A 13200-nucleotide genomic window follows, 5' to 3' on the forward strand; every position below is an offset into this window, starting at 1 on the left:
GGAATATCGTAAGCAAGATTTAGTTCCAAACTTAACTGATTTGTGTTATACTCTTTATACATAGTCATGGCTTTCTAATTGTTTTGTCGTTATTATAATTATAAACCATGACATAGGAAAACGAGCATCTCCAACTGCGGAAATGCCCGTTTTTTTGTGTTCTGAAGCTAGTTTTTGCCCAGCCTCGCCTTGTTAAAAAATTATTCTTGTGACTTCCAAGTTTTCAGCAATAGACTTACTTCACCTGCTCTGCCAGCCATTCCCAAGCTGAAGTTCCATCTTCGCTGACAACTTCGTTGTTGAAGAATGGTACCCAAACTGAGTGTCCACCGAAGTCATAAGCTTCACCATTGTCATCAGTTAGTCGTCCGCTGGTGTCTTTGACATGGTCATAAACTGTAACTTGAATTTTGCTTGCTCCTGCTTCTCGCAAACGCTCAATAGTCGGAATTTCATTTTCCTCTGGAATAACTGTTGTGTCGTCTTTAGAGTAAACAAAGTAGAGTGGTAAATCTTTTAGTTTCTCAATATCATCATCGGTGACAAATTGATCTTCCATAGCTTCACAAAGAAGCATGTAAGCATCATATTCTGTGCCGTATTCTCTAGCTAAAATCATCCCCATATAGCCGCCATTAGAGCAGCCTGCGATAATGACTTTTTTAGCCCCGACTTTTTCTTTGTATTCCGCAATCAATTCATGGAGTGATTCAGTGTAGTGAGAAGTTCCGTCTGAGACTATACGACCATCAACTAGCTCATCGCTACCACTTTTATCCATCCAGAAACTTGGAGATTGAGGCACTAGGACATGTGCATCACCAATTGTTTTTTGAAAATCTTCTTTCGCTAGGTTTGCGGCTTCATTTCCCAAAAGACTGATATAAGGATCCGTATTTTCCTTACCACCTTCCAAAAGACCATGGAGCCAAACCACTAAGGTATCGCTGTCCTCATCAGGTTCAGAATAAGCATATTGATACTGAGTTCCATCACTTGCTTGATAAGAATCTAGCTTAAATTCCTCTGCAGAATGTGATAGGTTAGTCATCTTCGGATTAATGTCTAATGACGTCACTTGGCTACCTCCTGCTGTCAAATCGCTATCTTCAGAAAGCTTAACAGTGACATCATAAAGTTTTGGATATTGACTAGTTGGTGAATCCGGAGCTTGTATGAAATAGCGGCCATCATTTGGACCAACTGTCATTTCAATCGTTAGGTAATCGCTATTCTTGTCCTGTTTTTCACCTTTTTCATCACTAGCATAGGCTTCAATAACTGTTCGATCAAAGTCTGTCTCAACAAGACCCTTCTCAGGCTCCATCCAATTGAAAATTTCCTTTTTCTCAGAAATCAGGAAATCATCTCCAGAGATTGTTGAAGTGTCAATTTTCTGATCCAGCTTAAGAGTAATCTTATTAATACTTTCTCCCCAATCGTCTCCTTGGAGATAAGCTGAGTAAGTACCTGTAACATCCACACTTTCTGCTGTTTTATCATTTTGACAAGCAGCGAGTCCTGAGACCAAGCACAAAGTTGTTGCAAAAGTTACATATTTTTTCATGATTCTACCTCAATCCAAATTTTCACCATTAGATGCAATGACATCCTTATACCAATAAAATGAATCCTTACGATAACGTTTGAAGCTGCCTTTGCCCTCACTATCAACATCTACATAGATGAAACCATATCGTTTGTCAATGGTTCCTGTAGACAAGGCCATTAGGTCAATGGCACTCCATGGAAGATAGCCGATAACATCCACTCCTTGAGCAATGACATTTTTAAGTGTCTTAATGTGTTCTTTGAGATAGGCAATACGGTAATCATCATGGATTTTTCCATCAACTAATTCATCTTTAGCACCCAGACCATTTTCTACAATCATGATAGGAAGTTGGTAGCGATCATAGACACGGTGTAAGAAAATCTCCATACCTTTTGGATCAATCTGCCAACCAAATTCACTTTCAACCAGATAAGGGTTTTTAAGGCCAGATAATAGATTACCACTGACTGTTTTGGCATCAGGATCAATACCGATACAAGATGACATATAGTATGAGCAAGAATAGAAATCAACAGTCCCTTTTTTGATGATGTCTAGATCCTCTTCTTCCACATCCAGTTGGATGTGGTTCTCAGCAAAGTATTCCTTAATGTAATAAGGATAGGCTCCTTTAATCATGACATCACTACAGAACATGTTTTTAATCAGATTTTCTTTATCCGCCAAACGAACATCTTCTGGATTTGGTGTCAAAGGATAGTTGAGCATAGAAGCTATCATACAGCCCATTTGGAAATCCGGATTGATGGATTTGGCCAAGACAACAGCTTTTGCACTAGCAACAAACTGATGATGGAGACATTGAAGACGAAGTTGGAGTGTATTTTCTTCCGAACGAATTGGAGAAAAGACACCTCCAGCTGTCATGATTCCAAAGGGAACCAACATACAATTGATTTCATTAAAAGTAATCCAGTATTTCACCTTGTCTTTGTAACGTTCAAAGATGGTCTGACAATATTTCAAGTACAAATCGATCATATCACGTTTTGACCAGCCACCTTGAAGAGCCAATTCAAAAGGTGGTTCATAATGTGAGATAGTAACGATAGGCTCAATACCATATTTTGCCAACAAATTAAAAACCTTATCATAAAAAGCAAGACCAGCTTCATTAGGCTCAGTTTCTAAACCTGTTGGATAGATACGAGTCCAGGCAATGGACATACGATAGGAATTAAGACCCATCTCTGCCATCATAGCAATGTCTTCTTCATAATGGTTGTAAAAATCTACTGCTGTATGTGAAGAGTAATAACGCCCTTCTTGTACACCTCTTGTTTCTTCACGATGTCCAGTTGTTTTCGCCAAAACATCAATGACACTAACACCTTTTCCATCTTGATTCCAACCGCCTTCTACTTGATTGGCTGCCGTAGAGGCTCCCCAGAAAAATTTATCTTTCATTATTTCCTCTTTCCATTCTTCTAAACAATTTTAAGGTAAAAAGGGATAGTAATTATCCCTTTTTACAATTTTTTCTAAGTATTTTGTTCTTCATCAAAACCGATAACATAAGTAATAACAAAAGTAATGATGAATGACAAAGCTGATGTCAACAAGGCGATAATCAAGTTGCTGTTTTCACCAATAAAGATTGGCAATGAGAGCAAGCTAGGACTAACAAAGCTATAGGCTGTCAAATGCAGAAGTCCTGCGATACATCCTGAGATGAATGAACCAAGTAACATAGCATAGAAAGGTTTTTTAAAGCGAAGGTTAACACCGTAAAGAGCAGGTTCTGTAATACCAAGGACTGCTGAAATTGCAGCTGAAACAGCGACACTCTTAGTTGCTTTATTTTTAGCACGCGCAGCGACACCTGCTGCTGCACCACCTTCAGCAATATTAGCTACTAAACCTGAAGGAATCAAAACTGCATCGAAACCTTGGCTTGCAAACATAGTGATAATCAAAGGAATAAGAGCATTGTGCATACCAGTCAAAACGAGAAGTGGGAAAAGCGCAGCATTAAGACCAACTGCCAACCAACCCCATTGGTTCATAAGATTAGCAAATACTTGGAAGTAGTCACCTAAAAGACTGCCTAAAGGTGCAATAACAACCAACATAATTGGAGCAGTAATCAAGAGTGTCAACATAGGACGCAAGAAAACTTTAACAACATTTGGTGAAATTTTCGCTGTAAACATATCCACATATTTTGCCAACCAAACTGTCAAAATAACTGGAAGAGCTTGTGCACTGTAGTCTACAATCTTAACAGGAAGACCAGCTAAACTTGTAAAAGCAGCACCTTCTTCACCTGCTAAAGTTAAAAGTGTAGGGTGGATAATAATCGCCCCTAGAACCATACCGATGAAAAGATCGACATTCAATCGCTTAGCAGCTGTATAACCAACCATAACAGGAAGGAAATAGAAGACTGTATCAGCAACCATGAAAAGAATTTGGTAGGTAGAACTATCTGAAGACAATAGATTGAAAGTTGACAATAGATAAAGGACAACCTTAATCATCCCGCTCCCAGCAATAACTGGGATTAATGGTGTGAAACAGCTAATGAAGACATCCAAAGCATTGTTCAAATAACCTTTAAAACCTTTTGGTTTTTCAGGAAGATGATCTGCTTCAACTTCTCCTTGAAGTTTAGAATTTTCAAATAAAGCTGAGAAGGCTTTATAAACATTTGAAACTTCATTACCAATGATAATTTGATACTGACCACTAGCCTTAGCAACACCAATGATGCCTTCAAGATTTTCAAGATAGGCAGTATCCGCCTTAGACTCGTCTCTCAATTTTAGACGTAGACGTGTAACACAGTGTGTCGCTGACTCGATGTTAGATTCTCCACCCACATGCGTAAGAATCTCTTGACTAAGCTTATTGTAATCCATAGCTTATCTCCTCTTTGTTTTTGATAGCTTTATTTTACGGGAAAATAGCAGAGCTTTCCTCATGATTTTTATGAGAAAAAACAAAAATAATTAACCTGATAGTCCGAGAAAAAATATCAGATTAATTATTTGAAATATTTTTTAAGATTTTCCTTAATAAAGATAAATAATGTGACTGTAACAAATCTCATTAGCTTGCAGTTCAACCTGCCAATTCAAATGACCATCAGAAACAGTTACCTGTGACAGGGTCAAACTTGGGACAGCTTGAGACTTGAGATAATCAATTTCAGAATCCCCAAAAGTAGTCACATCATCCAAGAAAACTTTAGACATCAAGTCTTGAAGACTACCAGATTTCGAATTAACGACACGCGTTTTAATCAGATAGGTCCCCTCTTTCATTCCCCCAATATCAAAATTTAAACTTAATTTTTCTAAGTTCTCAAAGTAGTCTTCATAACGATAGTGCTGATTATCATCTGTTTGAGAATAATAGCGATAATTCAAGGGTGAACAATTATGGCTAACAATACTAATATTATGACCAGAAGAGGTTACCAAAGCCTTGTCGTCAAAAGCAAGCAAGTCCCGTCCATGACGACTGAGAAAAGAGTGAGCATAAAAAGACGGCTTTTTAATACCATGTTGGGTAATACAACCTTCACCACCGAATGTTAGATTACCATTTCTATGATCCAGTAGAGAATCTAAGGGCGGATTCCAAGCCAAATCTTCTAACATACCCAAGCAAGCTAGTGTATTTTTAATGATTGAGGCTGCTTTAAAAGTAGAATCATTAATCCAGAGATGGTAAGGCTGATAATCACGCCACTCGACAATGTGATAATAGTGCTGGGATTTATCAAGTTCAGTTTGAACCATCTCTAGCTGATTTTTGATGTAATTAACATCCGTCACAGTCTGAAAGACAAGATTATCCTTACTATCTTTGTTAGCAATATGCGGGAGCACATGGAAGGTTAGGTGGTCAATCTTTGGCATAATACCACTTTTGACTTTAGTCATAAATAAACGAAAACTTGAAATGTCTCCCAAAATAAAACCTGGTCCATATAAACTTTCCTCAATTTTGTAACATTTTAGAAGATCCGAAATCATTTGATAGGCTGAAGCATAATGCTGGCATTTTTGGTCATCAAAAATCGTAACATAATCTAGTTCAAAACGCCATTGTCGTAGACGTTCTATACTGTAACGGTTGGAAAAATGCGAAAGCAACCCCCTTAAATAGGTCATATAGGATTCCTGACGCTCAAATTCCCTAAAATCAAGAACAAATTGAAACTTGAGATTCAATCTGACTAAGAAATCCATGTAGGACTCTTCCTCAAAATAGGAATAGCCATGATTATAATCTTCTGGATAATCCAACTTTAAGCGGACATATTCAAACTTCATTTCAGACTGAAAATCCAAAAACTGCTCTTCTGTTCTTTTTTGATTAAGTTTAGTAACATCCCCAATATTGATAACCTTTTGCCAGTAAGCATCGGTAGCTTTTCGATCACTAACATCAATAAAGAGGTCTTGCTGATTATCTTCTTGCTGCTCTGCTATTTGTCCTTCCAAAAGTTGTGATAAGACTTGAAAATCAGCTTTGACGTCTTGGACTTCTTGCTTTCTTTGAACTTTTTTAAAATCACTAGGTAATTCTTGATATTTCTCTTTATAAGCCCTATTAAAAGCATTTACGTTGGCAAAACCACTGTCTAAAGCCACCTCTAAAATGGTTTTATCGGAGTCCAGCAATTGATTTTTGGCAAAATCTAAACGGACAGCTGTGAGATACTTATAAAAGGTGACTCCCATGATCTCTTTAAATAATTTAGAAAAGTATTGAGGAGTCATAAAGAAATCCCCACTAATCTTTACCAAACTTAAATCTGATTGAAAATGCTCTGCTATATAGTGTTCAAACCTTTCTGACAGAGATAAACTTCCTAAAGAAAGCTTACTGATTCTGAAATGATTCATGAGCAAGAGATAAAGTTTGTAGGTATACTCTTGAAAAGAAACTTTAGCAAAAGGATCTTCTTCAGAATTTGCTAGCAAAAGTTTTGTCAAACACTCTCTCAAAGGCCTAAAATTATCATTTTTTTCCTGGCTACTGTCACAAGCAAATAACAAGTGCTTATCTTGAAAAAGTCTAACTAACTCCATCTCGTCAATATAGAAAATAGCATAAGTCATCTTATCAACTTCATTTTGTCTGATGAGCATTTTGTCTGCTGCATTAACCAATAAAATGTCAAATGTATCAAGTTTTTGCTCATTGACTTCTAGGGGTGATGAAAGGTTGTAGAGGATTTTGATTTTATGATTCTCTACTTGAATTCCCTTATCATAAATGTGTACACTAAGCATTATTTCTCCAATTCAACTTGTAAGCGTTTGTCACTTCTCTCCATTATAGCCTAAAAACTGCTTTCAGAAAACCTGAAGCAGTTTTATTTCTTCAATTAATTTTTTAAACGATGATCATTTTTTCTCTGGTATAAGTTCCACCGTTAAAGCTGTTTTCATCCCCATTTTCATCGAAAATATCAAGGAAAGGCGGCATATAGGAACAAGATGCTGCAAAGCGAACAGAGACATCATGGAAACCTTGGGCTAAACCGCCTTTTTGCATGACCTTTAGAGTTGCAACGTCAGTGATGCACCAAAAGTCATTTGAAGCCTGAGCCAATTCATCAACAGTATAATCTTTGCCATTGATTTCCCAAATAACTTGTTCTTTGGCATAGGTTACGCCATCAACAATGAGTTTTCCGGGACGAAGCTGACTAAGCCAAACGCCACGATAATAATCTGAGCGCACACAAACTTGAAATCCAACAACTTCTCCATCTTCAACAATATTATGAAATCCACGATATTGAATAACTTGTAATTCTAACATGTTCTTACCTCCTTAATGTCCCAAAATACGTTTCATCATGACATGGTGTTTACGAAGTTCCTGAGAAACAAAACCTGGTACATCCTTCTTCTCTCCCTCATATTCACTGAGTAGGTAACCTTCCCAACCATGTTCCTTGAGAATTTTCAAAACTTCTGGGTAAGGAATGGTTAACTCGTTAAAGTCATCATCCATCTTATTAAACTTAGCATGGATACATTTGACATAAGGCAGAAGCGGAATAATTTCTTCTGGCAAAGAATGTTTAGAATCTGGATTAAAGACAACAACTCCCGGTACATCAAAACGGTTTTGGAAAACACTGAGGTCAATATTAAGTCCAAAATTCTTAGTTCCTGTTTCTTCAATGAAGTCCACATAATCCTGAACAAATTGGTCTGCCAAAACTGTTGTTAAATGAATTTCCGGGCACATGATGACATCGTATTTTTCTGCCTCAGGCAAGACACTCTTAATAATTTCACGCCAATTTTCTACTGGAGCTAGTTCACCATTGATAACCCCCATCTTAGTTCTGAGAATCTTGAAACCAAGTTTATTGGCAATCTTAAAGTCATTGATTAATTTTTCACGCGCCTCCTCCAAGCTCATATCTCTATCTTTATAGAGTCGTGTATCAATCCAATGACCGTACTCAGCAGGTTCAATATTGTATTTTTGACAAAGACGATTCCATTCTGCTAGGTAGTCGTCACTCAATTCTGGATAAGAGTCAATGTGTGAATTAGCTAGAATTTCAATACCTGTAGCTCCCATGTCGTACATGTCTTTGAAGCAATCTTCCAAATTCATACTGCGGCCATATTCACCAGAATAGCTATAAATGGCTACACCACGTTTGATTTTATTAGTCATGTTTTTCCTCCTTGATTTATCTAAACTCATTATAGTGTAAACTGTAAAGTAAAACTCACCACATTTTATGATTACTGGTCACCATTTATCTTGAAGATAGGTGAAAAAATTCGTCCCAGTTTAGAAATGTATGATTGATTTTTATCTTCTCACTTAACTTAAACTTAAAGGCAATATAAAAAAGTCACCTCCCGAAGGAGGCGATTGCAGTCAAAATATTAAAGACTTTAAAGGAGTTTATTGTTTATTAAAATGGTAACCTAAGCTTCCTTATTCTTCAAAAGAAGAAGATCATCACCGTTAGCAACTTGAGCAGTATTCAAATCTTTAACTTCAGCGTATTCTGCTGCATTCGTTACAAGAACCATAACTGTATCATCAAGTTTTTCTTCTGCGATAAGTTCACGATCAAAGGCACCTAATTGGTCACCAGCTTTAACCTTGTCACCAACCTTAACCATCTTAGCAAATCCTTTACCGCCTAGATTAACAGTATTGATACCGATGTGAAGCAAGATTTCAGCACCACTGTCAGTTCTTAAAGTATACACATGTCCTGTTGGTGCAATTGTAGTTACTTCACCTGCTGCAGGAGCTACCAAGAGGTTAGCAGATGGTTTAATACCGACACCTAGACCCAAAGCACCACTAGCGAAGACATTGTCTTTGATATCAGCAAGAGCGATAACTTGACCAGCAACTGGTGCATAGAGTTTTTCGTCTTTAACATCACTTGGTACTTCTGCAACTTGGTCAACTTTAGCACGGATAGTACGTTTGTCTTCCAATTCAAAGTGGATTTCTTCCATACGTTTTTCAGAAAGATTCCAGAAGACAAAGGTTACAAGAGCTGCCAAGATAAAGAGAACAGCTGGAGCTAAGTTAACGACTAAGTTAATACCATTAAGAACAGTTTCAGTTTGTTGAGCATTTGGTTGGTAACCCATGGCACCAAGAACAAGAACGCCGACTGAAGCACCTACGGCATTACCAACTTTAGTAGCAAGTCCATATGTGGCATAGGCTGTACCGTCAGTACGAACCCCTGTTTTCCACTCTTGGTAGTCAACAGCATCCGCAACCATGGTAAGGGTAATAGGGAATCCAATACCAGAGAAACCATAGATAACATGTCCGACAATAACCATTGGGAGGTTTGAAAAATCAGTGAAATAGATGAGCAAGAGTCCTAGACCTTGAATGAGCAAGGAAACAGCTAGGACCATACGTTTACCAAAACGTTTAACTAATGGCACTACCAAGAATGAACCAACAGCACCACCGATTGATGGAAGTGTCATCAAGAGAGCGATAAGAGTGAAAGCCCCCAAACAGTAAATAACATAGTAAGTTGTCAATGCAATACGACCCATAAAAGCTGTCATTTGCAAGATCATGATGACCAAAAGGATCATCAAATATTTGTTTCCAAGGACATTTTTAATGGTTGTTCCAAAAGAAACTTTTTCGCTACGAATAGGTTTAACCACTTCTTTTGATGTTTTGAAAACACCATAGAAGATTGGAAGTGAAATGATGGCATAAATAACTGCTGTTGTTAGGTAACCAGATTGAGTAGCAACCTTAGAACCTCCTGAGAAGGCTAACATAATAACTGCTGATAGAGAGTTAACGATAATCATACCAACGTTCATACCAACAGAACGGAAGGCATTGAGACTATTACGCTCATTTTCATCACTAGACATAACTGCTGCCATGGCACCGTATGGAATGTTAACCAGAGTATAAAGCATACCTGCTACAACATAGGTGAAGGCCGCCCACATGACCCCAGCAAAGCCATTTCCAAAAGGACCAGTGAAGGTCAAAACACTAAAAACAGCTAAGAAAGGTGATCCAAAGAGAATATAGGGTCTAAAGCGTCCCCACTTAGATTCGGTTCGCTCAGCAATCATCCCCATAACAGGGTCATTAAAGGCGTCAAAGAGACGCGCTCCCAACATAATGGCTGAAACCGCTGCAGGTGCCAAGCCAACAATATCAGTATAGTAAACGGTTAGGTAAGTACCTACAAAAGTCCAAACGAACTGACTGGCTAAGTCCCCCATCCCGTACATCATAATACTGAATTTACTCAGTTTTTGTTTCTGATTATCCATTAGATCTGCCTCCAGAAATTCTTTTAATGTAAGTGTTGCAACGTTATTTACAATCCTATTAAACCAAAAATGTAAGCGTTTAACTCTTCTGTATTTGCTTTCCTAATAGCACTTTTTTGGCATCTTCGATAATTATTTCTTTAAGAGTTTAAAAAAAGACCATATTTTATTAAAACTTTAAGGTCACAGATCAAATTGAAGACACAAAAACCCTGCCTAAAGCAGAGTTTTTAAAAAAATATTTTCTATTACACTAAGATTGTTATATTTTTAACTAATCTCAATCAAGACCATGTCATGTGGTTTTAATTCTGTCCGAAATTCCAGTAAATTATCACGTGACACAATTAAATCTGTTTTCAAACTTGGTATGCATCTATATTTAAGATAATTGATTTCTTCACGGTTAAAATTAGTGTTCGAACTGACTTTTTCTGCTTCTGTAAGGAATGCTCCCCCACTATTGCCAATTCTACGAGTCTTCATTTTATAAGTTCTTTTATCATCATCAGTCGGTATCTTAAATTGAAATTTTCTATTACCATCATTCTCAAACAGAGAAGCAATATTTTTAGCAGTAAAAGGTTCATTCCCTGAATAATAATAAAGACTATTGAGATGACAATAATGATAAAGTAGAATAACAATTTTACGTCTTGACTTAGTAATAACAACTCCTTCGGAGAAATAAAGTAGCTGATTTCCAAGAGAATTAAGGAAGTCAAAAGCATAAAAACTAGGTTTAGCTATACCACTCTTAGAAATAAGGCCACTTCCTCCAAAACTCTCTTTTTCATTAACATCAAAACTAGTGAAAGAAATATCCGAGAATTGCCAATAGCCTACTAAATCACAAATATCAAGCAGAGCTAAAAGATTCTTGATAATATATGGCCCCTTGAAAGCAGAATCATTAATAATATCCCTTGAGCTATTGGTCAAATTGAATTCCGAAACAATCAATTTTGAACACAGCTGAGCCTGTTCAATAATATGCTTAGCTTCTCTCAAACTAGCTTTCAAAAAATTACTGTCTGATGAAATGAGAGCCTGACTATCTGCATTGTCAAAATTTTGTTTCAAGATATCTAAGGAATAGGCAGTGAAAGTGATAAAATCAGGTTTAACTTTTTGAACAGACCAGGTTTGAATAAAGTCCTTATAGCTATCCTTCTCAAGATTAAGAGTAATACCACTACCACCTACTTCTAAATCTGGAATAATGCCTTGAATTTCTTGTTTGATTAAACTAAAAAATGTCAAATAATCTTCAGTCTTTGTCAAATCTAGTTGGTTGTCATTCAGTTTCAGCAAAGCTAATTCTTCTTGAGCGATAGTTTCTAAGACGTGAGTATTAGGTTTCCAAAGTTCAATTTTCCACTTAGCCACCTCATCATACCCATATCTATCTAGAAAATGTTGAATCAGATTACGGTATCGTTTTAAAATTTCTGCCATGTCATGTGATGGTAATTGAAAGGCTTCTCGACTAATAATGGTCTCAACTGATTGATGAATTTGTTTTCCTTTAAATCCTAAGTCCAAGAAAGGAATTAAATTCATATCTAAAATATTTTGAACGATTTCATCAACCTTAGAAAAATCAAAGTAATCACCTTTTTGTTTTAAAATCGTATCACTCAGCAGTCCCCAAATGCGGCCATACCGGAAAGAAGTATAAGAATTAGTGAAACCAATCTCCTTGACTAAAGAGGTATGTAGTAAATCACCAGCATAGCCTAAATTAATCAATAGTTTATCTTTTTCAAACTCAAGAATCTTCTCAGGGTCAAAGGTAATTGACATATCAGTTGACTGAACAGCATTTTCCTGCAAGTATTCTTGAATATCATCATAATTGATTGTTTCTTTTTCACGACCCGATGACGAAACCAACAGATTATTTTTAATTTCTAAACGATAGTCACTAGGTGTCATCCCTTGATATTTTTTAAAAATACGGTTAAAGGAATTAATATTGGAAAAGCCAGCTGAATAGGCAATATCAGTAATGCTATCTTCACTTTCCAACAGTAGCTGTCTAACCTTGGCAAGACGTCTTCGAATAAGATATTCGGAAACACCCACTCCGTTCTGCTCTTTAAATACACGAGACAAATACTGCTCAGTGACATAAAGTTGATCTGCTAAGTCCGACAGCCTGATATCTTTTTCAAAATTATTATCAATATAAAATTTTAAATCTTCAATCTGCCCACGGATATTTTTCTGATGATTGCTACGCAGCTTAACTTGATAATAATCTTCAAGCAGAGTAATCAATGTAAAATACTGTTTATAAACCTTGGACTGATTACTTTTATCCTTTAATATTTTCATCAAGAGCAGCTGACGTAATTGATAGACCAAGTCATTATCCATGGCCCGTGGCTTGTTAATGCTATCTCCTCGAAAAGCAAGAACATAGTTGTCATTTGAATTTTTAGCAAAGTAATCTAGCGTAAAATAAAAAACTTTTGCATCATTCTTAACTTGGCAATCGTATTTATCTGTTTTGGAAAGAATCAAAAAATCATCTTTTCCAAGTTTAAGCTGACTGGACTGATTTTTGATGACTGCTTCACCAAAGAGAACATAAACGATATGAATTCTTGAATCAAAATACTGAATTTCCTCTGAGTGACTTAATGCCCTAATTTTGATATTATCCCAGGGATTTGAAAAGTCCATTTTTCCACCTCTTTTCTGTATGCGCTTTCTTGCAAAGAACTATTATATCATATTTTGATCAAGTAACAAAATTAATTTTTCGACTTGTTTACTTTATGTTAGAAAGAAACTAAATTCTAATAAGCTCACTATACCATTCTTTTTTGTATA

Annotated in this window: 8 protein-coding genes; all 8 read right to left on the reverse strand. The window is 36.6% G+C overall.

Annotation, left to right across the window (positions count from 1 at the left end):
* Positions 1-235: 235 nt before the first annotated feature.
* On the reverse strand, positions 236-1567 hold the full coding sequence (locus F601_RS0101840; RefSeq protein WP_018163969.1) for an alpha/beta hydrolase: 1332 nt from the start codon (positions 1565-1567) through the stop codon (positions 236-238).
* 9 nt (positions 1568-1576) lie between these two features.
* Positions 1577-2983, reverse strand: a complete 1407-nt coding sequence (locus tag F601_RS0101845) for a glycoside hydrolase family 1 protein (RefSeq protein ID WP_018163970.1) — start codon at positions 2981-2983, stop codon at positions 1577-1579.
* Positions 2984-3057: 74 nt separating this feature from the next.
* A complete protein-coding gene (locus tag F601_RS0101850; protein ID WP_018163971.1) occupies positions 3058-4437 on the reverse strand; it encodes a PTS transporter subunit EIIC in 1380 nt (459 codons plus the stop codon).
* Positions 4438-4590: 153 nt separating this feature from the next.
* A complete protein-coding gene (locus F601_RS0101855; RefSeq protein ID WP_018163972.1) occupies positions 4591-6825 on the reverse strand; it encodes a helix-turn-helix domain-containing protein in 2235 nt (744 codons plus the stop codon).
* A gap of 103 nt (positions 6826-6928) precedes the next feature.
* Entirely contained in the window at positions 6929-7360 is a 432-nt protein-coding gene (locus tag F601_RS0101860) for a C-glycoside deglycosidase beta subunit domain-containing protein (RefSeq protein WP_018163973.1), read from the reverse strand.
* A 12-nt stretch (positions 7361-7372) separates the two neighbouring features.
* Positions 7373-8236, reverse strand: coding sequence for a sugar phosphate isomerase/epimerase family protein (locus F601_RS0101865; protein WP_018163974.1), 864 nt, complete (start codon positions 8234-8236; stop codon positions 7373-7375).
* 260 nt (positions 8237-8496) lie between these two features.
* Positions 8497-10359: a glycoside-pentoside-hexuronide (GPH):cation symporter gene (locus F601_RS0101870; protein WP_018163975.1), complete on the reverse strand. Its 1863-nt coding sequence runs from the start codon at positions 10357-10359 to the stop codon at positions 8497-8499.
* Positions 10360-10629: 270 nt separating this feature from the next.
* A complete protein-coding gene (locus F601_RS0101875) occupies positions 10630-13050 on the reverse strand; it encodes a GH39 family glycosyl hydrolase (RefSeq protein WP_018163976.1) in 2421 nt (806 codons plus the stop codon).
* Positions 13051-13200 lie beyond the last annotated feature (150 nt).

The organism is Streptococcus henryi DSM 19005 (assembly GCF_000376985.1).
Classification (GTDB): domain Bacteria; phylum Bacillota; class Bacilli; order Lactobacillales; family Streptococcaceae; genus Streptococcus; species Streptococcus henryi.

Bases quoted from the DNA above. Each gene is read 5' to 3' on its own strand.
- F601_RS0101840 (WP_018163969.1), bottom strand. From the start codon at position 1,567: ATGAAAAAATATGTAACTTTTGCAACAACTTTGTGCTTGGTCTCAGGA.
- F601_RS0101845 (WP_018163970.1), bottom strand. From the start codon at position 2,983: ATGAAAGATAAATTTTTCTGGGGAGCCTCTACGGCAGCCAATCAAGTA.
- F601_RS0101850 (WP_018163971.1), bottom strand. From the start codon at position 4,437: ATGGATTACAATAAGCTTAGTCAAGAGATTCTTACGCATGTGGGTGGA.
- F601_RS0101855 (WP_018163972.1), bottom strand. From the start codon at position 6,825: ATGCTTAGTGTACACATTTATGATAAGGGAATTCAAGTAGAGAATCAT.
- F601_RS0101860 (WP_018163973.1), bottom strand. From the start codon at position 7,360: ATGTTAGAATTACAAGTTATTCAATATCGTGGATTTCATAATATTGTT.
- F601_RS0101865 (WP_018163974.1), bottom strand. From the start codon at position 8,236: ATGACTAATAAAATCAAACGTGGTGTAGCCATTTATAGCTATTCTGGT.
- F601_RS0101870 (WP_018163975.1), bottom strand. From the start codon at position 10,359: ATGGATAATCAGAAACAAAAACTGAGTAAATTCAGTATTATGATGTAC.
- F601_RS0101875 (WP_018163976.1), bottom strand. From the start codon at position 13,050: ATGGACTTTTCAAATCCCTGGGATAATATCAAAATTAGGGCATTAAGT.